The sequence below is a fragment of the Polaromonas sp. JS666 genome (assembly GCF_900103405.1).
GTDB lineage: Bacteria > Pseudomonadota > Gammaproteobacteria > Burkholderiales > Burkholderiaceae_C > Polaromonas.
This window is the reverse complement of sequence record NZ_FNHX01000003.1, coordinates 87556-112246: the sequence shown is the minus strand read 5'-3', so window position 1 is coordinate 112246 and position 24691 is coordinate 87556. Positions and strand designations below refer to the sequence as shown.

Below are 24691 nucleotides of genomic sequence, written 5' to 3'. Positions count from 1 at the left end.
GTTGCATTGGTTAAGTTGTTGCTCAGCGCTGCTCGTGCATACGCTCTATCAGCGTCTGCCATGGCGGCGCCACATAGCCCGTCGCGGCCTTAAAACGCTCGCCGTTCAGCGAGCGGTCAATCGCAAAATCGCTGTCGGGAACAATCTCGATTTTCTTGCCGTAGACCTGCGCGACCAGCGTCAGCAGCCTGAACTTGTCAATGGGCTCAGCCGCCACGTGGTACAGCCCGCGCAGCTCCGGCCGGGGCAGGACAAAGTCGCGCACCACCAGGGCAAGCTCCACCGTCGGCAAGCCCGAGAAAATCGCCCGCGTGAACCCCTTTACGCGGCCTTCCTGCGCCAGAAACCAGCCGACCAAGCTGCGGCTGCCCGACACCTCATGGCCGATGATGGAGGTGCGCAAGGTGATCGCATTCGGATAGTCCACCTCGCCCAGCAGCTTGGAACGCCCGTACAGGTCGTAGGCATCCGGGAAGTCGGACTCCAGGTAACCCCCCCTGGAACCCGAGAACACACAATCGGTGCTGATATGGACCAGCCGGGCGCCGGCGACGGAACACAGGGCCGCAAGCCGATGCGGAAGCAGGGTATTGATGGGGACGGCCAGAAGCGGGTTGTTGGCATCGGCCAGTTGCTTGACCAGGCCGACACAGTTGATGACCGCATCCGGGCGCACTTCAGAGAAGGCCCGCACCAGGGAATCGTGGTTTTCCACGTCGACGCCGCCCAGAATGCGCGCTTTTCCCTTTGCCCCCGACGTGGACGATGCGGGAGTACCGCGCATCGTTCCCACCACCTCGTGCCCGCCAGCCCCGGCCGCGAGTGTCCTGAACATCGCGCTGCCCAGCATTCCGGTAACCCCGAGCACCAACAGTCTCATAGCTCTCTTTCGCTCATTAATCCAGCATGCCCCAATTTGGGGCGCCTCCCTCGTGCCGCAGGCCAGGGTCCGGGGCAATGTTACCATTGGGGAAATCGGCTACAGCTGGGGCTCCGCGGTGCGCAAGCGCCTTTGCCGGCATGCATGTCAGCATGGTGCAGGCAGACCAGCCGGACGGGCCGGGAGCCCGTCTTTACAAAGCCACGACACCCCACAGGCTCTCTTGTCAAACAATATGCAATGGACCAGAACAATTAGCGCGCGCCGGGGCTGGTTTGACCTGCGCCTGGACGAGCTGTGGCGCTATCGTGACCTCATCATGTTGCTGGTCAAGCGCGATTTCCTCGCGCTTTACAAACAAACCATACTCGGGCCGCTCTGGCATGTGGTGCAACCCCTGGTCTCGGCGCTGATTTTCAGCGTGATTTTCGGCCAGATCGCCAAAATCCCCACCGATGGCGCACCGCCGCTGCTGTTTTACCTGTCGGGTCTTCTGGGCTGGAACTATTTTGCCGCCTGCCTGACCAAGACCTCGGACACTTTTACCGCGAACGCCGGTATTTTCGGCAAGGTTTACTTTCCGCGCCTCGTCGTCCCGGTGTCCATCGTCCTGATCAGCCTGCTGACCTTTGCCATCCAGGGCGGCGTCCTGCTGGCCCTCATGGCCTACTTCGGCTGGCAGGGTGCGGCAATTCACCCCTCGCCCTGGGCTATCGTTGTCGTCCCCCTGCTTATTCTTCAAATGGCCGCGCTGGGTTTGGGCTTGGGCGTCCTGATCTCCGCGCTGACCACCCGCTACCGGGACCTGGCCTTTGCCCTGGCCTTTGGCATGCAACTCTGGATGTACGCCACCCCGGTGGTTTACCCGTTGTCGCAAGTGCCAGCCAACCTTTATCCCTTTGTCGCCGCCAACCCCATGACGCCGGTGGTTGAAACGCTGCGCCACGTCGTGCTTGGCTCGGGCACGCTGAACCTGCCCATGCTGGCCGTCAGCGTCGCCGAAACGGCCGTGATCCTGTTTTTGGGGATACTGGCCTTTGTCAGAGTTGAAAAAACCGTGATGGATACCGTCTGACCATGACCATTGCCATCAGCGTTGAAAACATCAGCAAGGAATACCGTCTCGGGACCATCAACCACGGCACGCTGTCCCACGACCTGCAGAGCTGGTGGGCGCGCGTGCGTGGCAAGGAAGATCCCAACGCCAGCCTCCATGCAAACGAATCGGCCACCGAAAATGCCCATTTCCTGGCGCTTGACGACGTGTCCTTCCAGGTCCAGCAGGGAGATGTGCTCGGCGTCATCGGCAACAACGGTGCCGGCAAGTCCACCTTGCTCAAGATTCTTTCGCAGGTCACGGCCCCGACACGCGGGTCAGTCCGGCTCAATGGCCGCATCGCCAGCCTGCTTGAAGTCGGCACCGGGTTTCATCCGGAGCTGACTGGCCGTGAAAACGTTTTCCTGAACGGCGCCATCCTCGGCATGCGCAAAGCCGAGATACTGGCCAAGTTCGACGAGATTGTGGCGTTTGCCGAGATCGAAAAATTCATCGACACCCCCGTCAAGCGCTATTCCAGCGGCATGTACGTGCGCCTGGCTTTCGCCGTTGCCGCACATCTGGAACCGGAAATCCTGATCCTCGACGAAGTGCTCGCCGTGGGCGACGCCCAGTTCCAGAAAAAATGCCTCGGCAAAATGAAGGAAACCGGCTCACAGGGCCGCACCGTCATTTTCGTGAGCCATAACCTGGCGGCGGTGAAGTCGCTGTGCAACAGCGCGATCAGCCTTTCCAAGGGAAAAATCGTCCGCGCCGGCCCGGTAGCTTCAGTCGTCGACGAATACCTGGGCCATGGCTTTCGAAACACCCATGAACTCTCCTGGGCCGACGATGAGCCTGCACCGGGTAACGAGAACGTCACAGTTCACAAAATCATGGTGTCCGCACAGGGAAATCCGCAAGCAGCACTGACGGTCGCGACCGCGCTGCAAGTGGAATTGAGCTACAGCCTGCTGCTGGACGACGTGCTCTTTTATGCAAGTTTTCACCTCAGAACCATCTCGGGGGAATGCATTTTTGTGAGCTCGCAGGACCCGCGGCAGGTCGGCAAGGGCCGGTATTCCAGCGTTTGCCACATTCCGCCCAATCTGTTAAACACCGGCACTTACACGCTCCACATCTACTTTGTGCGAGACGGCAATACCGTGCTGTTCGAGATGGAGAATCCCCTCGTGTTTGAAGTTCAAGATGATCGGCGAGTCGCCAATTCCTGGATGGGGGAACTCCCAGGAGCAGTGCGGCCCAAGCTTCAGTGGGATTTTTCGCGGGTTTGAACACATGAACAAAAAGCCGATCTACGTCACCCAGCCCTTCCTCCCGCCCCTGGAGGAGTTCATTCCGTCCCTGCAGGCGATCTGGGACAGCAAAGTCCTGACCAACGGTGGGCCGTTTCACCAGCAGTTGGAAAAAGCGCTTTGTGAATACCTGGGCGTCGAGCACCTGTCGCTGTTCACCAATGCGACGATCGCGCTGGTAACGGCGCTGCAGGCCCTGGAGGTCGAGGGAGAGGTCATCACCACCCCCTACTCCTTTGTCGCCACGGCGCACTCGCTGCTATGGAACAAACTCAAGCCCGTCTTTGTCGATATTGAGCCGGACACCCTGAACCTCGATCCCGCGCGTATCGAGGCCGCGATCACGCCGCAAACGACCGCCATACTGCCGGTGCATTGCTATGGTTACCCATGCGACGTGACGGCCATCCGCAAGATCGCCGAAACCCACAAGCTCAAGGTGCTGTACGACGCGGCGCATGCCTTCGGGGTGAATTTTCAGGGCCAGAGCCTTCTCAACCAGGGCGACCTGTCGGTCCTGAGTTTTCATGCCACCAAGGTGTTCAATACCTTTGAGGGCGGCGCCATCATCTCCCCCGACCTGGCCACCAAGCAAAAGATCGACCGCCTCAAAAACTTTGGTTACGTCAACGAGGTCACCGTTGAAAGCGCGGGCCTGAACGGCAAGATGAGCGAGATTCACGCGGCATTCGGCCTGCTGCAGCTCAAGCACATTGACGAAGCCCGGCAGCAGCGCCGCTTGGTGGATGCGCACTACCGCCGCGCGCTGGCACCGGTGAAGGGGATAAAAATCCTGCCTCTGATAGAGGGACAGGAAACCAGTTATTCCTACTTCCCCCTTCGCGTGCGGAAAGACTACCCGACCAGCAGGGACGAGCTGTACCAAAAACTCAAGGACGCGGGGATTTTTTCGCGGCGCTATTTCTACCCGCTGATCAGCGACCTGACGCCGTACCGGAACATGCCGTCTTCCGACCCCTCATTGCTCCCGGTGGCCCACCAGGCCGCCGAAGAAATACTGTGCCTGCCGATCTACCCGGGCCTCTCGGCGGCCCAGATCGAAGAAATCGTCCAGCTCATCAGCGGGTAAGCCGGCAAGCATCGTGCGCAGCCTGGCCATCATGCAGCCCTATTTCTTCCCGTACCTGGGGTACTGGCAGCTGATCAGCGCCGTCGACAAGTTCGTCATCTATGACGACGTGAATTACATCAAGAGCGGCTGGATCAACCGCAACCGTATCCTGGTAAACGCGGAGCCCACCTACATCACCGTCCCGCTCGAAAGGGCCTCGCCCTACAAGACCATTGCGGAAACCAACGTGGATGGAAGTGGCCGGTGGCGAGGCAAGCTGGCCAAAATGGTCGCACTCTCTTACGGAAGAGCCCCCTTTTTCTCCGAGGTATTTCCCTCCATTGAGAACCTGATCCGGCACGAGACACCCAGCCTGTCCGCCTACCTGGCCCACCAGATCAGTACACTCGCGGGCTTGCTGGACATCGATACGGAGTTTGCGCTCAGCAGCGCAAGCTATGACAATCGTCATCTGTCGGGGCAGGACCGGGTTCTGGATATCTGCGAGACCGAGGAAGCGGGCACCTATGTCAATGCAATCGGCGGAAAGGCCATTTATGATCCGGCCGCTTTTGCACGGCGGGGCATTGATTTGCGCTTCATCTCGACCTCATCCTTTGATTATTCTCAAGCAGCGCCCAAATTTGTCCCCCATTTGTCCATCATTGACCTCTTAATGCAGGTAGGATTTACGGGCGCAAAACAGCATCTGCAGAGCTACGAACTCATCGAATGAGCTCCAAACCAGCCCAACCTTCAACCCCAACCCTCATCACATCATGAGCAAAATTCTGACCCCCGCATACGATCTGGCCGAACTGTCGAGTGAAATAAAAGCCCTAGGCAAAGACGGAGGCGTTCTTCTCATCCGCAAGGGAATGGACCTGTTCGACAAAGAGGGCTGGGCCAAATTCCTGGCGGAGAACTGCGGCTTGAAGCTCGATACACGGCAATACAACCTCGCGGAAAAAATCGAGCACTCTCGCTGGTGGGAAATTTCCTACCAGCCGGACAAATCGACGGTGTATGCGCACAGCAATACCCGGCATCCGCTGCACAACGACAACTCCTGGTTTTCGGACCCAGCGGAAATAAACTTCTTCGTCATCGAAAAGCAGGCGCTGTCCGGTGGCGAACAATCAATCTATGCGCTGGACCGCCTGATGTCCGACCTTGCCGATGATGAACCCGCCTTGCTCGCGGATCTCACCTCCGTCGAAGTCACCATCCAAAAAGGCGCGGGTGAATACTTCAACAAGACCCCGATCATCAAACTTCGGCCCGAGCCCAACATTTTCTGGAACTACTACCGCACCGACAAAAGCGATCCCGCCGTCAAAGCCATGTGCGAGGCCTTTTTTGCGTACCTCGAAAAACGGGAGAAAACCTCGAGCGTTGAATTCATCCATTGCGACAGCGGTGATTGCCTCTGCTTCCACGACCAGAAAGTCCTGCACGGAAGGACCGCTTTCACCGCCACCAAGCCGTTTGAGCGCATCCTGTTCCAGTCCATGTGGAAAATCTGACCCACAGCTTCCGCCTCTCTCCTTTTCTACACATCAATCACTGGAATACCCAGGACCCAACATGCCCCAACAAACTCCCGCCATCAAGTCCATCGAAAGCGCAGTCCAGGACGTGCCGGGTTGGACCCCGCTGGACCAACTCTATTCGCTCTTCATGCTGGGCATGTCAACCTCCGGGCTTGAGGGAGACATCCTGGAACTGGGCTCCTGGTGCGGCCGCTCCGCCATCGCCCTTGGCTTCGCCGCGCGCCTCGGAAAAGGCACCAAGGTGCATTGCGTCGACCTGTTCCCCGAGAAATCCGACTGGTACGAGAACAAGGATGGTTCCTATTCGTTCAAGGTGACGATAGGCGGCAAGGTTTTCGAGGCCTACCACGAACAAACCGTCTGGAAGGAGCCCTTCGAGCGCGACATTGTTCCGGTGTACGACCGCGACCCGAGTTTGCTCAAGACTTTCCAGAAATGCATTGCCGACCAGGGGCTGCAGGACGTGGTCACGCCGTTCCGCGGTGACCTTGAACTGTTTTCCAGCCAGGCGCCGAAAAACTTTCGCTGCAAACTCGCCTTTATCGACGGCGACCACAGCTACGAAGCGGTTTGCAGCGATATCGCGCGGGTCGAAAGGCATCTGGTGCCCGGCGGCTGGATCTGCTTTGACGACGCATTCTCGTCCTATGACGGCGTCAACCAGGCCATCACTGACAAGATCATCAACAGCCCCCGCTACGAAATGGCGCAGCAGTTGACGCGAAAGCTCTTTGTCGCGAGGCTCATAGGCTGAAGTGCGTGCTGTGGGGCTTGCACAAGACCCAGGGCAACGAGCGGCAGCTCCAACGGGCCAACCCGGGGAAGAGGGGGTTGCCGGCAAGACAGTTTCCGGCGACGGCTCCTTACCACGTTGCCATCGCCCGCAGGGGCAGAAACACATGAACGCAGCCCCATGAAAATCGGCTTTCTAGGCAATGCCAACAATTACCCGTTCACACTGGCGCGCGCCCTCAAAAGCAAGGGCCATTCGGTCGTATTTCTCGTGGACAGCGACAGCCCGCTGAACCGCCCGGAGAGCCGCTATCCGGAGATCACCGTACCCTATCCCGACTGGATCGTGGACTTCCAAGGCATCAGCTTGTGGGACAGCACGCCAGGCGATGGCCTGCTCGAGCAGGCACTTCATATCCTGCGCTCATGTGATGCCGTAGTGCTCAATGAATTTGCTCCGTCGGTATCGGACTGGATAGGGAAGCCCGCCTTCGCCTTGCTGACGGGGACGGACCTCGAAATACTGGCGGACCTGCAATACCTGGATTTCGCCTATCCTCTTCCGCGCTTTCACCTGCGACAGCTGTTTCGCCGCTCGCAGTGGACGGCGCGCCGATTACAAATCAGAAGTCGCGAGCAATTACGCGCCAAAATCGACCGGCAGCGCAGCGGGATACGCAAGGCCGCGGGCCTCAGTTATTTCCCCAGGGGCTTGCTGAAGAACGGTGACCGGTTGCTGGATGAAATCGGCGCGCCGCCCGCCCATCGTGTCTTCTTCATGCTTTCCGACATAGAGCGCTATGACTATGCGCCTTACCCCGCCAATAACAAACTGCGAATCCTCAACGTCGCCCGCATTACCTGGAAAAAACCCCGGGAACATTTCATTTGCGAACTCGACTACAAGGGCACCGACGTGCTGATCCGCGGATTGGGCCTGTTCATCCGAAATAACCTGGGCGCACCCGCCCTGGATATTCGTCTCGTCCGCAAGGGTGCGGACATCGAAGCGACTGAGCAATTGATCCGGGAGGAAGGGTTCGAGAACTCGGTCACCTGGCTAGAAGCCATGAGCCAGACCGAGCTCTATGAGGAGTACAAGTCCGCGGATATCGTGACCGAACATTTTGGCGAGGGAAGCATAGGCATGGGAACGCTCGATGCGATGGCAACCGGACGGCCAGTCATCACTCGCTGCAGTCCGGAGGTCTTGAAACGGGAATTGGGCGAGGAATCACCCATTTGCCACGCCGCAACGGCACAGGAAATCTGCGACCAGTTGACGCGGTTAAGCGCCAGCCGGGAAATCCGGGAGAAAATCGGCATGGACTCCCGTCGTTATGTAGAACAATACTTCTCACCGGAACGAGCCGCGGATCTGGTCCTGGAAAAATTACAACATGCAGCCTGATACCCCAACATCACAACCGGCCCTGGCGTGCCCGCAACATGCTTTGCCGCTGGAGCCGCACAGCGGCCATCTGAAATGCCCCGAGGGTTGCCAGTTTCCGGTCTCGGGCCACATCGCGCGCTTCGTCCCCACCGACAACTATGCCTCGGCCTTCGGCCTGCAATGGAACTACTACCGGACCACCCAACTCGACTCGCAGACCGGCCTGACCATCTCCACCGACCGCCTCCGGCGCCTGCTGGGCGGGACTTTCGACGCGGTTGCCGGCAAGCAGGTCCTGGAGGCAGGCTGTGGCGCGGGCCGTTTCAGCGAACTCTTGCTGAAAGCTGGTGCTCATCTTTCTGCCGTTGACCTGTCCAGCGCGGTGGACGCAAACTATAAGAACTGCAGTCACTTCGAACACTATCGGGTGTCCCAGGCCAGCATCCTGGCCCTGCCTTTCACCCCGGAGCAATTCGACGTTGTCGTTTGCATCGGCGTGATCCAGCACACGCCGAACCCGGAGCAAACCATGTCAGCCCTGTGCCGGCAGGTCAAGCCGGGCGGCCTGCTTGTGATCGATCATTACACCCAGGGCTATCCCGAGACCCTTTCAAGGCGCATCGTCCGCGCCGTGCTGCTGAAACTGCCGGGCCGCTGGCCGCTGCGGGTCTGCAGCGCACTGACCGCGCTGCTGTGGCCCCTGCACCGCCTGTTCTGGTGGGGACGCGCCAGGCCCGTCTTGCGTAGCCTCAGGCCTTGGTTCTTACGCGCCTCGCCGGTTGTGGACTACCACGATGCCTATCCGCAGCTGGGTCCGGCGCTGCTGAAGGTATGGGCCACGCTCGATACGCACGACACCGTGACCGATTTCTTCAAGCACCTCAGAAGCGCGGACGAAATCAAGACCCATCTCGAGAAATGCGGCATGCACGAGATAGAGGCTTATTACGCGGGCAACGGCGTCGAAGCACGCGCACGCAAGCCGCAACAAGCGCCGCACCCGCGGCCGGCCGCCTGATGTGCGGCATCGCAGGCATCCTCGGCCAGGCGTCGCCCGAGCGGGTCGCGGCGATGGTCAAGGCCATGCACCACCGGGGCCCTGACGATTCCGGCGTGTTCCATGAACCCGGGGTCGCACTTGGCATGGCCCGGCTGGCAATCATCGACATCACCCCCGGCGGCCACCAGCCGATGTGCGCCCACAATGGCCTTGTATGGATCGTCTACAACGGCGAGCTTTATAACTTCCACGAGGAACGCGCCCTTCTGGAAAAGAAGGGGCACAGCTTCCAGTCACGTTCGGACACCGAAGTTGTCCTTCGCATGTACGAAGAGTATGGAGACGATTTCCTGCTCCGCCTGCGAGGCATGTTCGCCCTGGCAATCTACGACAAGCGCAAGGGGCCGGGAAAAGAGAAATTCCTGCTCGCGCGCGACCATCTGGGCATCAAGCCGCTGCTTTACAGCGGAAGCGCCGGCAAGCTGATTTTCGCGTCGGAAATCAAGGCCCTGCTCGCCAGCGGCATGGTCGCCCCCCATGTGAACCCCGAGGCCTTGCGCCTGCTGCTGACCTTCGGGTCGGTCGCCCAGCCGCAAACCATGATCAAGGGCGTGCACATGCTGTTGCCCGGGCACCGCCTGACGATAGAAGGCGGCAACCAGCGCATTGAACGGTTCTGGCGGCTCGATACCGGCCGCCGCGGCGACCTCGCCGGCCTGCCGTATGAGGAGCTCGTCTCAATCACGCGCGACTCGCTCGAAGAGAGCGTCAGGCTGCAGATGGTCAGTGATGTCCCGGTAGGCGCCTTCCTGAGCGGGGGCATCGATTCCTCCTTGCTGGTTGCGCTGATGGCGCGCAACAGCAGCCACCGGGTCAGGACTTTCTCCGTCGGGTTCGAGGCCGAGGGGGCTTCGATGGACGAGTCCAATGACGCGGCCCGCACGGCCGCCTATATCGGCACCGACCATGCCCGCGTGGTGGTCACCGGGCAGGAAGTTCGCGACCGCATCCACCATATCGCCGGCGCGCTGGACCAACCATCGGTCGACGGCGTCAACTCTTACTTTGTATCACTGGCCGCGCGCCAGGCGGTTACCGTCGCCATCTCGGGCACAGGGGGCGACGAGCTTTTTGCCGGTTACCCCTGGTTCATCACGATGACCAATTACGGCGAACAGGAGGCAACCCTGGGCGCCGCAAGCCTGCCCGCGAAATTGCTCGCGGCAGTGGCCCGCAGCCCGATGTGGGACAGCATGAGCAGCACCCGGCTCGGTCCACGGCTGGAAATGGCGCGAAACTCACATGGATTTCTGGCGCGCTTCGCGCGGATCTACCAGATCTTCGGCAATGCGGGCGCCGGGAAATTTCTGGCGCAAGCCTATCGAAGCCAGGCCTCGGTCGGCCGCGAACCCTCCCTGGACATTCTCCAGGCCGACGAGATGCCCGGTGCCACCACGCTCGAGAGGGTTTCCGCCCTGTGCATGCGCGGCTACACCCAGAACCAGTTGCTGCGCGACATAGATGCCGTGTCGATGTCCCACTCCCTGGAGGTGAGGGTACCGTTTCTCGATCCTTTGCTGGCCGACCTGGCCATGGCACTCCCGCGGTCGGCAAAGCTGGGCAAGCTGACAGGCGTTCCCAACCCCGAAACGGCCAGTTACCGGGATACGGGGACCAAACGCGTGCTGATCGATGCCGCGCAAGGCTTGCTGCCGCCCGGAATGGACCAGCAAGCCAAGCGCGGCTTCGGCATGCCGTTCGGCACATGGCTCAAAGGTCCGCTCAAGGATGTGTTTGACGACGCACTGTCGCCAGCGTCCGTCGCAAAGCGCGGCTTCTTTGATCCCGAGGCAGTAGCCGTCTTGAAGTCCAGTTTTTCCGCCAACGCGGCAAGCTGGCCGCAACCTTGGCTGCTGATGATGACGGAGCTGTGGGCCCGGGAGGTGCTTGACGCTCCGGCCGCTCCGATGGCGTAGCAAATGCGAGGCTCGCCGTGAACACTCCCGACACCTCCGCCCCGCCAAGCAGCAACTCCCGAACACGTGTGCTGTTTCTCGCGTGGGGCGACTCCATCCATGCGCGGCGCCGCATCGGGATATTCACCGCGGACCCGTCGTTTGAAGTCGGGGTCATCTCGACCTTCGCCTACGAGTTCGGAAATGCGAAGAACTACTACCTCTCAAAAGCCATGCCCGCGCAAGAGCCCAGGCATGACCTGATGAGCCGCATCAAGCGCTGGATCAACAGGAATCGCGCCCTCCCGCTGCATTGGCTCATGAAGCCTTTCGACAAAACCACGACACTGCTGGAACACAGCGTTCTGCTCAATGACATGCTGATGGTCAGGCGTTATGCGCGCGAGTTCAAGCCCGACCTGGTGTTTGTGCAGACCTTGCTCTACCCTTGCTACCTGGCGCTGTTGCTGCCCAGAAGAATTCCCCTGATGATCACTTTCTGGAATGGCGATGTCACCTGGTGGGCGCAGCATGACGGCGTCGAACGTGCCTTCAAGAAAAAATTGGTCGAACGCGCCTCCCGGCGCGCAGCGGCGATCACGGTCAACTCCGGCGCCGCGCGGGATGCCTGCCTGGGCTATGGTGCCAGTGAGGACAAGGTCAAGCTGATCCGCTATCCCGGTGTGGACCTGCAATTATTCAACCCTTCGGTTGCGCAGGAAGAAGCCAGACAGGCACTCGCGATCACGGCACGCAATGTGGTGCTGTGCCCTCGCGGCCTTGGCGGTTACCTCAACAGCGACGTGATCATCGAGGCCGCCAGCCTCGTATTGGCGCAGGTGCCCGACACACTGTTCGTTTTTATATCGGGGGTGGGAAGCGAGGAGCTGTGGCAAGAGCATCTTCAAAGGGCTTCTGCCTTGGGCATCGCCGGGAACTTGAGACGCGACGGCAAAGTAGACTGGAAAACCATGCCGCTGTATTACCGCGCTGCGGACGTGATGGTGTCGCCATCATCGAACGACTCGCTGCCCAATTGCATGCTGGAAGCCATGGCTTGTGGCGTGCCAGTCGTCATGGGAGACATCCCCCAAATCAGGGAGTGGGTAACTCACAATGAGAATGGACTGCTTGTGCCGCCACGAGATGCGCAAATACTGGCGAATGCAGTACTTGCCGTGCTCAGGTCCGATGTCCCCGTGGAGGAATTTACCGGGAAGAATTTGCGCTTGGTCGAAAGCGAAGTTGACAGTCGGACAGTAGCGGGACGAATCAAGCAACTTGTGAAGAGTGTCGCGGCATAGAGAGGCAACGGCCGTATCACGACCAGTCTTCAACCGCCTTCAAGGCCTGGAGTTCTCGCCGTGCGACGCCATTGTTTGTTCGTACACGTCGAGCATCGATCTGGCGTATCGGTCAAACCCGTAGTTGATTTCAGCGAGCTCACGCGCCTTCAAACCCATCTCTTGGCGCAGTCCGCTATCAGTTGCCAGCCTGTATAGCGCATGAGACAAGGCATTGGCGTCGCCGCGCGGCACGGCCATTCCCCCTAGTGGTGCAAAGCAGATGTCCGGCAGCGGTGTTCCATCAAAAACCACAGAAGGAACCCCGCATGCCGCAGCCTCCATCGCCATCATGCCAAAACTCTCGGCCATAGACGGCATCAGATGAATATCCGTTGCATGAAAGAACTCTGCCATCGCTTCATCACCCTCGATTTCGCCCAGCTCGCGCACCGGAAATTTTCCGTCGATACGGGAAAACATGCCCTGTCGCTGACAGGTCAGTATTTGTATGGGCAAATCCGCAGGCAACAATTCGATAGCTTTCAGTGCGTACTCGAAGCCTTTAAACGCGCCCTCAAGAGCGCGCATGCCTATGACAAGACGGTCCGCTGACAAACCCAGTTTGGCCTTCGCCGCCAGCTTCTCTCCTGGATGAAAGATGCCCAGGTTTAATCCGAAGGGGATCAAATGGAGCGGAAACTGCCGGAGCAGCGGCGATTGCTCAACAAGGCGCTGCATCCATTGGCTTGCAACCACAAGATGCATTTTCGAGTTCCGGTACGAAAAATCCTTCAGCTTGAAATTGAGTGCAGCGGTGTCTCGCCTGAGTGCGAATGGATAGTCCAGATGCGGACATGGATCGCACCCCGTTTTCCAGCCTTCGCAATCCAGCGGATGTATGCAATGGCCTGTCAGGGCCCACGGATCATGCAGCGACCATACGCTCGGTTTTTTTCGCGTTAACCATGGCAAAGCAAGGTAACTGAAAAACTGGTTATGAATGATGTGATAGTGGACAACATCGGCATCCTTGAACGCCTGATTAAATGGCAACAGAAAAGACTGCGGGTACAAGACGTTATGCAAACCCAACACGTTCTCGACTTTGCGGACCCTATAGGCAAGTGACTCGGTAACCCGGCTGATCCGGGCGGGTACAAGCGAAATGGATTCCGGACTCGTGGATTGCTTCACACTGACAGCTTGCCGTGCGTGGTGACCGTGGCTCTGCAGCCAGGAAGTCAAAGCCCCTCCATTGAACCGATGTCCCATCACATCGGTGTAATTCACTTGCAGTACGTTCATCTACGAGTCAATCCGCCATAGTGCCAGGCATTTGTCGCCAAACAGCCCGCCACCCTCGGTGCACGCTTCGTTGATATAGCGCTCCGCCTTAGGCAGGTTATAGGGCGCCTTTTCGAGATTCAACGGACGCCAGATATCCCCCTCGTAAAGATCACTATTGGAGGCCCGGTCAGTAAACGTGGTCGTCAACAGCCATTTAGCTCCGCTATTGCGAAACTGCTCAAGCGCGGACAAACCATCGGCAAAGCTCAAATGAACCAGGCAATCCCGACAAAAGATCATGTCAGCAACAGGCAGGGGACCGGTAATGATGTTGATTCTCTGAAAGCTGCGCTTCTCGTCGCCATACTCCGCGGTATTTTTATCGACAATGGTTTGAACAATATCGCCGCCTGTGTATTTCACGTCACCAAGCTCTACATAACGCATCCAGTTCAGGTCGCCGCAAGGCACGTCGAGAAAGTGCTTGACGCCCAACTCCTTGAGCAACAGCGGGATCTCACGGCTGATCACACGAGTTTGCTCAAGCGTCGAACCACCACCGGATCTTGATTCTGTTCCTTCAAATCCGTTGCGCTGATAAATTCCATCGAAATCCAGCGAGGCCCTCTTGCCGTCCGGATGAGTTTTTTGGGAGATGCCGGATGGCACAGCACCCGACGCGCGGATACCGCGCAGGTAGGCCAGAACTGGCGAAGGAAGGATGGTGCGGATAAAGCGTTTAATCATAAAAATCCTTGGTCCCTATGTCGATTTCCTATTTTCTCATCGAAGAAAAGCCGAAGGCGAATTAGTTTGAGTGTGCTGGAAGCGCGTTTTCGCAACGCTCCGCGTGTCTTCGCCGTAAGCGCTAGGCCCGAAAAGAAGAGGGCGGGTTACTGTGGATCGGACGGCCGCGCAATTGCATAGAGATAGTAGGCCCCGGCAGCAAAAGTGATGGGTTTAACCGACAGGCCTGCGGGAGGGCCTCCCTCGACATCCGGCCGTTTATGCGTCATCGGGTCATAAACGATGTAATCGATTTTTTCACGCATGACAAACGACCACACGTTTTCATCTTTATTGAGATCATTTCTGGTGTAGAAAGACGTCAACATGTGGCTCGGCAGAACTTCACTGGAGTAAGACAGAAGAAGTACCTTCACATCACTTCTAGGATCGGAATCCAGGTATCGCATGCGAGATAACAGCGGTGCGACAGAGAGATTACCTTTCAACGCCGCCACGAGCGGCTCCGTGAAATTGAGAAAGGCCAACCTTGTGCTTTGAATATTGAACCCAAGCAGAAGGCACACGGCAAGCGCGGCAAGCCGGGCAAGTGCCGGCTTCTTTTCCATCCATAGTTGATATCCCAGAATCAAGACGAGCCCGGGAATAAGCAATGCGGGGAAAAAGTAGCGGGGCGCAATAACTGACGGCCTCAGCAGCACCCAAACGCACAAGGCGACTACGCTACCGGCGGCCAGCCACAGCGCTTTTCGGCCACCCTCGGATTGCCAGGGTTTCATCAGCAACGCGGGAACCAGCATTAACCACATGGGTGAAATGCCTCCGTGCTGCATCGGGTATTTGCCGAAAGTCACCGCAAATGGGTAGGTTCTCACAATCCATCGGGTGTACTCGGCATTGAACCAGACTTGGTCCACGTCGAACTTCGGCGTAGTTTCACGCATGCGAAGAAAGGGGGCAAATGGGTCGCCAAATAAAATCCCATTCTTGAGCCACCACCCGAGCACAAACGCGCAAACAACCGCAGCTGCCGCGATCAGCGCAATCGTCCAGAGTTTTTTGGGGTCCTTCCACCAAATACCCACCAACGGAATACCCAACACGAACGGCAGTATCAACGCATAAGACAGCTTGGCCATCACCGCGCAAGCAGCCAGAAACCCAAACAGGAATATCTCGCGGCGTATCAGCGACGGCGACAGGAGTCCCGGCATGTACAGCAAAGCGGCGAGAAGATACATCAGCCCGACCAGGTCGGTTTTCCCGTCCCATGCAACAAGCGTTACCGCGGAGCTTGTAATGGCGAAGGCCACGAGCACCCAGGCCGAATCGGTGGTAGCCTTGACCGCCTTCGCGGACTGCCAAAGCAACGCAAGAATGGCCAGCAGCACTGGCCACATCGAAAACTTGGCGGAGACGAAGCCCAGCGTGTCGCCGCCCCAGAGGTACAGGGCGGCATACGGCATTTCCGCAATTGCGGGAAGAACACCGAACGACTCATAGGCGGCCAACAAGGTGTAGGAGCCGGTGGCCGCCATGAGCTTGGGCTGGGCCATATAGTAGGCAAGCGCGTCCGTGCCGGGCATGGAAAACGATGCCGCCAACAAACCAAACGCCAGCACCACGACGCCGCAGGCAAGGATCCGGGACAACAGCGAACGCGGGAGCAGCTCGGTCAAATCGAATCGACGCAAACGTAGCGGGACAAGCAGCAGGCTGCCGATCACCAGCGCGGCAAACAGCGCGACGACCACGGGCCATCGGAGCAAACCGGCCACCGCGACGAGCTGCAACATGATCGCGAGCACAGCGTGGCCCAGGGCAAAAGTCAAAACCAGGCTTTGCTGTGCTTCGGCTTTCCAGCTGAACAGGCGTCCAGCGCACCAGGCCGTCACTGCATAGACAGCCACGAGGCCTGCGGCACTTGCCGCAAGGAGAAGAATCGACAGATTAGAAAATGTAGTCACGATGGAAGAATTTCTGCACCAACTGCGCGAGCCAGACGGGCGACTCCAGCAAAGGGGTAGCGCCCCAGGCCAGGAGCAATAGCCCGATCAGCCAAAGGCAAAGCAACAGCAGCAGCAGGCCATCCCGGATGCGATGCAACTTGTCTGGTTTATTCAAAATCAACTCCATAGAACTTCGCCCGGACCTGGCACCGTGCGTAAAGAGTTCAACACCTGATCAGCCAACATGGTCCACCTCGCGACCTCGTTTAAGCAACTCGAATATCTTTTCCCGCCCGGGCAGAAGCACAAAAAACAGTCCCCCTAGCGTCGTCGCGAGCAACACGATGGCATGGTAAAAAAGCGTGAAGGCCAAGGCCGCGGGCCCCGTCACGCTGACCAAGGCCAGCGCTTTGAGCGAGAAATATTCGAATGTCCCGATAAATCCAGGCGAGGAAGGAATCATGGTGCCAACGGCAATGGCGAGCATCACAAAAAGCAAAGGCATGAAGCCCAGCTGTATGCCCATGGAGCGGGCAATCAATAACATGATCACAACCTCCAGCGCCCAAATCGCCAGCGAATAAGCAGCGAAAAGAACGATTTCTCGAGGCCTGATCCCATCTCTGATACCTGAAATCAGGTTATCCACGACAACGAGAATCCGTTTATAGATGCCCTCGGGAAGAAATCGGAGATAGCGCACCAGCAGCGCTTGCAAGGTACCGCCAAAAACCGGCACCATCACCAGAACAACGCAGCCAACCAGCGAGGAGACAGCCAAAACATATCCACCGCTGCGGATCCACGCGCTGGCCGGAAGAAAAATCAGCACCATCGCAATCAGGCAAGCGGTAATCAGCAGATCACCGACCTTCTCAACGACCACCGTCGCGAGCACGGTGCTCTTTGAGATGGAGGTGCGGCGTCCGAGTAAATAGATTCGGGCGATATCGCCCGCCCTTGCCGGCAGCAGGTTGTTCATCATATAGCCGACCATCAGCGCCCGCAGCAGCGTACCGGTTCTGGGCTTGAGATCCGCATGAAACAAGGCCCGCCATCGCGTGGCCCGCAGCAGATAGTTAATTGGAAAAAGCAGGGGCAACGCCAGCAAGTACGAGATATCGGCGCCTGAAAGGTACTTGAGTACGTCGCCTATGTCATAGCTGGAGATGATCCAGGCCGCCAGGCCCAGGCTAAAACCCATCCCCAGTATGTTCTTGTACTTCACTTCGAAGCCTTAGGCGCAGCATCAAGAACGACTTGACCCAACACTTCGCTCATGTCGTGCGCCACTTTTTTCCAATAGAGATTCTGGCGCGCAAATTTTTTGCCTCCGGTGCCGACACGCCGGCGCATATCCGGATCGAGGAGCAATGACTCCATCACAGCGGCAATTTTGAGCGGGTCCAGGCCGTCACTCAGCATGATGGTTTCCCCGCTAACCAGATCGGCGGTGCCGAGAAGGTCAAAAGGAACGTTGGCAACCACCGGCAAGCCTAGCAACATCGCTTCGAGGGTGGCGGTTCCCAGCCCCAGGTACCGGCCGGAAAGCGACATGAAGTACAAGGCGCTTTGCCGCATCTGCTGCAGCACAAACTCGTGAGCCTGCTCCCCGACCAAATCCACTTTGCCCGACAGTCCCAGCGATTCGATCAGATCCACCGTTCCCTGGTAGTACACATGACCCACAATTTTCAATCTGAGCCGGGGAAATGTCTGGCTCAGCCTTGAAAAGGCCTCGATCAGAGGAAAGAAGTTGCGCTGCTCCGTGACGGCACCCACGCCCAATATCTGGGTACAGGCCTCGTAATCATGCTCATGGGAAAACAGCACATCCTCGTCTCCATTCACGCCGAAGTTCACAATTGCCGTTTTTTTGGTGACCCTATCCCCTTGGATGTCGGAGAGATAGCGGAATATTTCTCGGTCCCATGCAATAATTTTTTTACAGAAAGGGAAAACGCCCCACCCGCAAATGATCCGATCCAGGATGTTGAGCAATCGATCACGCCTCGGATTCGCGGACTGCAATTGCGTACCGACCGAGCAAACAAGAGGAATGCCCAGCGCCTTGCTCGCGAATATTGCGGGAAAAACAATGTCCAGGTAGTGATTGACGACAAAAATGACATCGGGTTTGAACTCTTTGCACGCCTTATACAGCCGCGAATAACTCGACGGGAAGAGCGAGGCAAATCGCAGGTGGTTGAAGAAGTTCTTCATCGGCACCCTGAACGCGCCCAATTTGGCTATTACCAGTTCGTCACGTCGCAATGCATTGGGGCTACCGTCTTGCGGCGTCTCCACCGTCACGATACCCACTGTATGGCCGCCCGCCTTCAACGCATTCGATAAATTAAATGCATAAAAAGACGTCCCTGTCCTTATGGGCGGGAACATTGCCGTAACAATCAGAATATTCAAGTGTTGTCTCTCAAATCTAGAGGCTCATGAGCCCGGCGTTAACTTAGACGCTGCCTGAGCGAGCGAAAGAGCTTGTTGGGCGCCGTCATGCCATCGGGGCTCTCTACCTTCAGCAACCGTATTTTCCCGGCGCCGCACGCGACATCCACGAAGCCCTCTCCGATCTCGGTGACCTGCCCCGGTATCGCGAGGAAATTTTCCTGGGGGGCCAGTTCCGCGCCCCAGACAATCAACTTCGCTTCTTCAAGATAACAAAAAGCTCCGGCAAATGGCTTGGTACTGGCATTGATCAAGCGCAGGACATCAATGTTTTTATCGCCCCATTTGATGCGCCCATCTTCTGGTTTTCTTGGATAACAGCGCAGGGCGTCCTTGGGATCTTTCGACTGGCGCTCTACAACGTAGGCGGCGTCTTGCTGGAGACTCATCAGCGCTTCTTCAAAAAGAAATGGGATGCGCTCACTCATCCAGTCATAGGCCTGCGTCACGGTCGTATTGATATCGATGGGAAGAAATTCGCGCGCAACTATGTCGCCGCTATCGAGCTCGCCGCCAATCATCCGGTGGATACAAAGCCCGATCCGCTCCTCGCCATTGATGATCGCCCATGCCTGACACGCATTGCCGCGATAGCGCGGCAAATCACCGGCGTGGGCATTCAGGATTCCCAGGGGAAAGAGGTCAATGACCGATTGCGGTATCACACCGCTGTAATTCAGACTGACGCCGATATCAATTTCAGGCATCGAGCGAATTTGCGCGGCGACCTCCTCAATACGGGGAGTATGAATGAAGGGAATGTTCAAGCCGTTGGCAAGCGCCTTGAAGTCGTCCGATGTTTTGGAGTACTCGGGCGCTTCTTTTGCCGTCACGATCAGCGACACCTGGTGCCCCTGCGAAATCAATCTTGGCACCATCCCGTACAGAATTTCTGTCCGCCCTATTATTGCTATGCGCATTTTTACCCTCTCAGTTCCAAAAACCGGCCTGCGCCTGCAATGCCGCCGTTGTTGAAATACGCCCCAGGTGTTAACGCGTATTCCCACAGGTGCAAGAGCGTTGCGGGCGCAAGCTACTTCATCTTTAGTTCATGGCGCATCCGGGGCTCCGCCAATAAAGTGCGATCTCGCCGTCCGGTTAACCAGTCACATTTTTTGCATCAACGCGGAAAATGCCGAGTCTGCCTCAACGCCCCGGCAAGCCAGTTCACCGACTTTCAGGCCGGCGGCATGTAAATCCACCACTGGACGCGCGCCCAGATGCGCCAGCGTTAATCCCATACGGCGGGCGGGCAACTCTCTATTCGGATGGACCCGCACGCCGTTGGCGCCCAGGCCTCGGACATCCGCGCGGCCCGCAAAACAAATGACCACGCCACCGGGCATGAATCGGGATACGTCGGCGGCCGTCACATCACCACCTTCACCGATGATTTCATCAAGGCGGGCGTAATCCGCCAGAATGACGGCATCCGCGCCGGCAATGATTTCGCGATCCAGGCGGTCGACACGCATGACGTCAACACCGTTGGCCTGTAGACGCTGCTCTATGACCCGCCCAAACTTGTCCCCGCTTACAACCACCACCTTGCTCCGGTGGATTTCAATACCGGCCTCAAACAGCATCTTCAAAGCCAACCATCCGCTGTAGGCAAAAACGTCGATCGCCGGAAAATCTTCATTGGTCGCAAAAACATGCACCCCTTGTTGCTGGCAAGCGCGCAGATCCAGATCCTGCGGCCGGTACTCCCAAGCCTCACACATGAGCGGGACCACGCTTCCCCGGCGCATGGACAGTACAACCTTCGCGTCCAGAGGGCGGACAAATCCGAGGTTGGTCACAATGTCGGCCTCGGCAAACAGCGCAAGGTGGCGCTCCTGAAATATTTCGACTCGTTGCGGCAGGCCGCACAGGCTCTCCAACGACCTGGTCTGGCGTATGACCTCATCGGCAGTCGCGTAAGAGGAGTCCGCCGTGATGGCGAGCACGCGTTTGGCGCCGGCCATGGCGGCGATCACCGGGGTCACGGCGTAAGGACCACTTGCGGCTTCCGTCAACACGGTAAGACCGGACAGGTCCAGCTCAAGCTTGTGAACCGCTTGCTTGATGAGTTGCGCAGTGCGCGCGAGGTTTGGAATTTCGGCCGTCATGTGTGCATTACCGTCAGTCGGCGAACATTCCAATTGGAGCAGTCATCAGGGGCCTACAACTTTTTCCAGGGAGTCGCAGATAAACAGGAGCTCGTCCGGCGTCAGCATGCTACGCAGAGGCAGAACCAGCCCGTCCTGGTAAAGCATTGTGGACACAGGGCAGCTTGCGGCATCAACACCGTATTTGCGCTGGAAGTACGTGAGGCAATTGAGGGCATGGGCACCCAGATTGACTTCAATCCCCAGATCGACCATCGCCGCCTTGACCCGCTCGCGCGCGCCGCCGCGGATGACGACCATAAAACTCTGCCAGGAATGGCCCGCGTTGTCCTGCGGTAATTCCACCTGCGCGTTGCCCGCCAATCGGGCAAAGTAGGTTTTGACCATCTCCTTGCGGGAATCAAGCTCCTGCGCAAATCTTGCGATCTGGTTGATGCCTAGCGCGGCCTGGAAATTGGTTAGTCGGTAGTTCAGCCCCGCCTCGGTGAAGTCCATGCGCCCGTTGGCGGGCTGGGTCCCGTGGTTTCTCAGGCGTTTGGACAGCGTGACCAGCTCGGCGTTGCGTGACATCATCGCACCGCCTTCGCCGGTGGTGATTGCCTTGCGCGGATGGAAGGAAAAGCAGGCCATGTCGCTGTAATAGCCCGGATGGAAGCCATCGGCGACCGTGCCGAGCGCACAGGCGGCGTCTTCGATGACCTTGATGCCGCGGCTCGCGGCCAGCTCGGCGATGCGTTTGACCTCGACGGGAAAACCGAACTCGTGCACCAGCATGATGGCCTTGATATCCCGCCCCTCGGGAGAGGCAAGCACCTTTTCCACGGCTTGCGGCGTGACCACATAACTTTGCGGATCGACGTCGCACAGCAGCACCTTGCCGCCGACCAGTTCGACGGCATTGGCGGTGGCCGGATAGGTAAAAGCCGGCACCAGGACCTTGTCGCCGGGGCCTATCCCCAGCGCGAGCAGCGCCAGGTGCAAGGCGGAAGTTCCCGACGACACGGCGGCGCAGTGAGGAATGCCCGAAAATTCGACCAGCGCCGCTTCGAACTCTTCAACGGCCTTTCCCTGGACGAGTTGGCCGCTCTTGACGACCTCGACCATGCGGGCGATGTCCTCATCGCGAATATCAGGGACGGCGAGGCGAATCACAGCAGGTTCTGCCGAAACCACACGGCCGTCTTCTGCACGCCCTCTTCGAGATCGACCTTGGCGGAAAAGCCCAGCAGCTCCTTGGCCTTGGCGGTTTCCGGAATACGCAACTCGATGTCGGCGGACAGCGCCGGCTTGAATTCGATCTTGGACTTGGACTCCAGTACGCGGCACACGGCTTCGGCAAGGCCGAAGATGGTTGTCACGGCCCGCGCATTGCCCACGTTGAACGACTCGCCGATCGCGCGCTTGTCTTCGAGCGCCAGCATCAGGCAGTCGACCATGTCGTCGATATAGCACCATGCGCGGATCTGCGTTCCGTCACCGTAAATGGTGATGGGTTCATTTTTGAGTGCGCGGCGGACAAATATCTGCAGCGCGCCTTCGCCGGTCTGGCCGGGCCCGTAGACATTGAAGGGCCGCACCGTGACCACGGGAAGGCCGAACTCCTTGAAATAGGAATGCGCAAGGTGCTCGCCGGCCAGCTTGCTGACGGCATAGACCCAGCGCGCCTCGCCTGCGGAGCCCGCGACGGTTTGTGTGGTTTCCGAAACGCGATAGGCCATGGAGCCGAACACTTCCGATGTCGAGAAGTCCAGGACACGGTCCTTGATCTTGTTTTGCTGCGCGGCCTTGAGCACGTTGGCCGTGCCTATCATGTTGACCTCCATGGTCCGCACAGGCGATTTGATCACCGTGTCGATGCCCGCGATGGCGGCGGCGTGCACCACGATGTCGGCGCCGGCCATGGCCTGGTTCACCGCATTGAAGTCGAGTACATCGCCCTTGACCAGGCGGATGTTTTTGTTCTTGCCGAGTTCGGAGTGCTGCAGCGTGTTGCGATCGAGGTTGTCAAACAGCACCATCTCGTTGTCGGCGCACAGGCGGGACGCCAGCGTGGAGCCGATAAAACCAGCGCCGCCGGTGATGAAGATTTTTTTGCCTTTGATTGCCATCGCGAACCCTGTTTGTTTAGAAGAAAACTGCGCCAGGCCGATTGCAGGCCTCGACCGGCGATGTGAGCCATCACTATGCCCACCAGATGCCGAATTGCTGATTTTAGCTGCTCCGGCCCTGAGCCGGCGACGCCGTCAAGCCGAAAGCGCGTCGGTGAGGGCGTTCACGATGAACGCCTGCGTCGATTCGGTGAGATACGGGTGCATGGGCAGGCTGATCACCGTGCCGGCCGCCGCATCGCTGAGCGGGGTGCTGTCCGCGCTGCCCAGGTGCAGGTACGCGGGCTGCCGGTTGAGCGCGACCGGATAGTGGACGGCCGTGGGAACACCCGCCGACTGCAGTTTTTTCTGGACCGCATCGCGATTCTGGATAAACACCGTGAACTGGGCCCAGACACAGGTCCTGTCGGGCCTGACCGCCAGCAGTCCGGCCGGCGCACCGGCCTTGCGGATCAGTTCCGCATAGCGTTCGCCCAGGGCAAGCCGGCTTTGAATCTCCGCCTCGAAAGTTTCCAGTTTGGCCAGCACAACAGCGCACTGCAGGGTGTCCATGCGCCCTCCCACGCCCACACGGGTGTGGTGGTAGCGCCTTTCCTGGCCGTGCACGCGGATTTCGCGCATGGCCTTGGCCAGCCCGTCGTCATTGGTGAAAATGGCGCCGCCGTCGCCGTAGCAGCCAAGCGGCTTGCTGGGGAAAAAACTCGTGCAGCCGATGGTCGAAAGGTTGCAGCTTTTGCGGCCCCGGTACGTCGCCCCGAAACTCTGGGCGGCATCCTCGATCACGGCAATATTGCCATTGCGGGCCGCGATGGCGTTGATCTCGTCCATATCGGCGGTCTGGCCATACAGGCCCACAGGCATGATGGCCTTGGTCCTGGGGGTGATCTTGGCTTCGATCAGGCGCCAGTCGATGTTGCAGGTATCGGGCTCGATATCGACAAAAACGGGAATCGCGCCCAGCAGGACAATGACTTCCGCCGTGGCGATGAAGGTAAACGGCGTGGTGATGACCTCATCGCCGGCTTTCAGGTCCAGCGCCATCAGCGCGATCAGCAAAGCCTCGGTTCCCGAAGCCACCGTGATGCAATGCCGGGCACCTACAAAATCCTGCAGCCTGTCCTCGAGCTCCTTGACCTCGGGCCCCATGATGTACTGGCCGTGGTCCAGAACCTGCTGGATGCGGGCATTGATGGGCTCGCGCATCTGCGCGTATTGCGACTTCAGGTCGATGAATTCAATTTTGGATGTCATAAGGCAACGCAGCTGTTTTTGTCGATCCGATAAGCCAGGCCGCAAGCACAATGGATCTCGCCCTCCCCCTTGAGCTGCACGCCGCATTTGCACATCCAGCCCTTGCGGCGCGCCGGCATTCCCAGCATCAACGCATAAGCGGGCACGTCGCGGTTGACCACGGCACCGGCACCCACAAAAGCGTAGGCACCAATTTCCACCCCGCACACGATGGTGCAGTTGGCGCCCAAGGTCGCGCCGCGCCGCACATGGGTCTTGCGGTATTCGTCCTTGCGCGTGATGGCGGAGCGGGGGTTGTACACATTCGTGAAAACCATGCTGGGGCCGCAAAAAACGTCGTCCTCCAGCCTCACGGCGTCATAGACGGACACGTTGTTTTGTATCTTGACGTTGTCGCCTATGACCACGTCATTGCCCACAAAAACATTCTGTCCGAGAGAGCAGCCCTTGCCTATCGTCGCGCCGCCGCAGACATGCACCCAATGCCAGACGCGCGTTCCCTCGCCTATGCTCGCGCCCTCATCGACGATGGCGCTGGGATGGATCGTGATG

Annotated in this window: 23 protein-coding genes; 10 read left to right on the top strand and 13 right to left on the bottom strand. The window is 58.6% G+C overall.

The window, feature by feature from the left end; genetic code table 11:
* Nucleotides 1–22 precede the first annotated feature (22 nt).
* Nucleotides 23–835: a dTDP-4-dehydrorhamnose reductase family protein gene (locus tag BLQ85_RS08765; RefSeq protein WP_371327275.1), complete on the bottom strand. Its 813-nt coding sequence runs from the start codon at nucleotides 833–835 to the stop codon at nucleotides 23–25.
* On the opposite strand from BLQ85_RS08765, the gene BLQ85_RS08760 reads away from it, so the two are divergent.
* From BLQ85_RS08760 to BLQ85_RS08715, 10 genes are all read left to right on the top strand, one after another.
* Nucleotides 732–1955 carry an ABC transporter permease gene (locus tag BLQ85_RS08760; RefSeq protein ID WP_254806384.1) on the top strand — a complete coding sequence of 408 codons (1224 nt, stop codon included), beginning with the start codon at nucleotides 732–734 and terminating at the stop codon, nucleotides 1953–1955. The genes BLQ85_RS08765 and BLQ85_RS08760 overlap by 104 nt on opposite strands.
* A gap of 2 nt (nucleotides 1956–1957) precedes the next feature.
* On the top strand, nucleotides 1958–3211 hold the full coding sequence (locus BLQ85_RS08755) for an ABC transporter ATP-binding protein (RefSeq protein WP_074575964.1): 1254 nt from the start codon (nucleotides 1958–1960) through the stop codon (nucleotides 3209–3211).
* Between the two features lie 4 nt (nucleotides 3212–3215).
* Complete coding sequence (locus BLQ85_RS08750) at nucleotides 3216–4322, top strand: DegT/DnrJ/EryC1/StrS family aminotransferase (RefSeq protein WP_074575963.1); 1107 nt, start codon at nucleotides 3216–3218, stop codon at nucleotides 4320–4322.
* A 13-nt stretch (nucleotides 4323–4335) separates the two neighbouring features.
* Nucleotides 4336–5040 (top strand): WbqC family protein, encoded by a 705-nt coding sequence (locus tag BLQ85_RS08745; RefSeq protein ID WP_083336797.1) that lies wholly within the window; start codon nucleotides 4336–4338, stop codon nucleotides 5038–5040.
* 43 nt (nucleotides 5041–5083) lie between these two features.
* On the top strand, nucleotides 5084–5830 hold the full coding sequence (locus tag BLQ85_RS08740; protein ID WP_074575962.1) for a TauD/TfdA family dioxygenase: 747 nt from the start codon (nucleotides 5084–5086) through the stop codon (nucleotides 5828–5830).
* Between the two features lie 61 nt (nucleotides 5831–5891).
* The gene (locus BLQ85_RS08735; protein WP_074575961.1) at nucleotides 5892–6611 is read left to right on the top strand and encodes a class I SAM-dependent methyltransferase; all 720 of its coding nucleotides are present in this window, start codon (nucleotides 5892–5894) and stop codon (nucleotides 6609–6611) included.
* A 159-nt stretch (nucleotides 6612–6770) separates the two neighbouring features.
* Nucleotides 6771–8000, top strand: coding sequence for a glycosyltransferase family 4 protein (locus BLQ85_RS08730; protein ID WP_074575960.1), 1230 nt, complete (start codon nucleotides 6771–6773; stop codon nucleotides 7998–8000).
* On the top strand, nucleotides 7990–9000 hold the full coding sequence (locus BLQ85_RS08725) for a class I SAM-dependent methyltransferase (protein ID WP_083336796.1): 1011 nt from the start codon (nucleotides 7990–7992) through the stop codon (nucleotides 8998–9000). The genes BLQ85_RS08730 and BLQ85_RS08725 overlap by 11 nt, the downstream gene beginning before the upstream one ends.
* Nucleotides 9000–10958, top strand: a complete 1959-nt coding sequence (gene asnB, locus BLQ85_RS08720; RefSeq protein WP_074575958.1) for an asparagine synthase (glutamine-hydrolyzing) — start codon at nucleotides 9000–9002, stop codon at nucleotides 10956–10958. Before BLQ85_RS08725 ends, asnB begins: the two co-directional genes overlap by 1 nt.
* A 17-nt stretch (nucleotides 10959–10975) precedes the next feature.
* Entirely contained in the window at nucleotides 10976–12241 is a 1266-nt protein-coding gene (locus BLQ85_RS08715; RefSeq protein WP_139200932.1) for a glycosyltransferase, read from the top strand.
* A 39-nt stretch (nucleotides 12242–12280) separates the two neighbouring features.
* Here the strand turns inward: BLQ85_RS08715 and BLQ85_RS08710 are convergent, their stop codons facing one another.
* From BLQ85_RS08710 to BLQ85_RS08655, 12 genes are all read right to left on the bottom strand, one after another.
* Nucleotides 12281–13528 carry a glycosyltransferase gene (locus tag BLQ85_RS08710; RefSeq protein WP_074575956.1) on the bottom strand — a complete coding sequence of 416 codons (1248 nt, stop codon included), beginning with the start codon at nucleotides 13526–13528 and terminating at the stop codon, nucleotides 12281–12283.
* Nucleotides 13529–14257, bottom strand: coding sequence for a class I SAM-dependent methyltransferase (locus tag BLQ85_RS08705; RefSeq protein ID WP_139200931.1), 729 nt, complete (start codon nucleotides 14255–14257; stop codon nucleotides 13529–13531).
* Between the two features lie 146 nt (nucleotides 14258–14403).
* Complete coding sequence (locus BLQ85_RS08700; RefSeq protein ID WP_139200930.1) at nucleotides 14404–16224, bottom strand: hypothetical protein; 1821 nt, start codon at nucleotides 16222–16224, stop codon at nucleotides 14404–14406.
* Nucleotides 16208–16381, bottom strand: coding sequence for a hypothetical protein (locus BLQ85_RS24565; protein ID WP_175456076.1), 174 nt, complete (start codon nucleotides 16379–16381; stop codon nucleotides 16208–16210). The genes BLQ85_RS08700 and BLQ85_RS24565 overlap by 17 nt, the downstream gene beginning before the upstream one ends.
* A 60-nt stretch (nucleotides 16382–16441) precedes the next feature.
* Nucleotides 16442–17434 carry a lysylphosphatidylglycerol synthase transmembrane domain-containing protein gene (locus BLQ85_RS08690; protein WP_074575952.1) on the bottom strand — a complete coding sequence of 331 codons (993 nt, stop codon included), beginning with the start codon at nucleotides 17432–17434 and terminating at the stop codon, nucleotides 16442–16444.
* On the bottom strand, nucleotides 17431–18630 hold the full coding sequence (locus BLQ85_RS08685) for a glycosyltransferase family 4 protein (protein ID WP_074575951.1): 1200 nt from the start codon (nucleotides 18628–18630) through the stop codon (nucleotides 17431–17433). Before BLQ85_RS08685 ends, BLQ85_RS08690 begins: the two co-directional genes overlap by 4 nt.
* Before the next feature lie 38 nt (nucleotides 18631–18668).
* Complete coding sequence (locus tag BLQ85_RS08680) at nucleotides 18669–19589, bottom strand: methionyl-tRNA formyltransferase (RefSeq protein ID WP_074575950.1); 921 nt, start codon at nucleotides 19587–19589, stop codon at nucleotides 18669–18671.
* A 186-nt stretch (nucleotides 19590–19775) separates the two neighbouring features.
* Nucleotides 19776–20780 carry a hypothetical protein gene (locus tag BLQ85_RS08675; protein WP_074575949.1) on the bottom strand — a complete coding sequence of 335 codons (1005 nt, stop codon included), beginning with the start codon at nucleotides 20778–20780 and terminating at the stop codon, nucleotides 19776–19778.
* A gap of 45 nt (nucleotides 20781–20825) precedes the next feature.
* Nucleotides 20826–21932, bottom strand: a complete 1107-nt coding sequence (locus BLQ85_RS08670) for a DegT/DnrJ/EryC1/StrS family aminotransferase (RefSeq protein ID WP_074575948.1) — start codon at nucleotides 21930–21932, stop codon at nucleotides 20826–20828.
* Nucleotides 21929–22888, bottom strand: a complete 960-nt coding sequence (locus BLQ85_RS08665; protein ID WP_074575947.1) for an NAD-dependent epimerase/dehydratase family protein — start codon at nucleotides 22886–22888, stop codon at nucleotides 21929–21931. Before BLQ85_RS08665 ends, BLQ85_RS08670 begins: the two co-directional genes overlap by 4 nt.
* A 135-nt stretch (nucleotides 22889–23023) precedes the next feature.
* Nucleotides 23024–24127, bottom strand: coding sequence for a DegT/DnrJ/EryC1/StrS family aminotransferase (locus BLQ85_RS08660; RefSeq protein ID WP_175456099.1), 1104 nt, complete (start codon nucleotides 24125–24127; stop codon nucleotides 23024–23026).
* Nucleotides 24128–24135: 8 nt separating this feature from the next.
* The gene (locus BLQ85_RS08655) at nucleotides 24136–24690 is read right to left on the bottom strand and encodes an acyltransferase (RefSeq protein ID WP_217631816.1); all 555 of its coding nucleotides are present in this window, start codon (nucleotides 24688–24690) and stop codon (nucleotides 24136–24138) included.
* Nucleotide 24691: the final 1 nt, after the last annotated feature.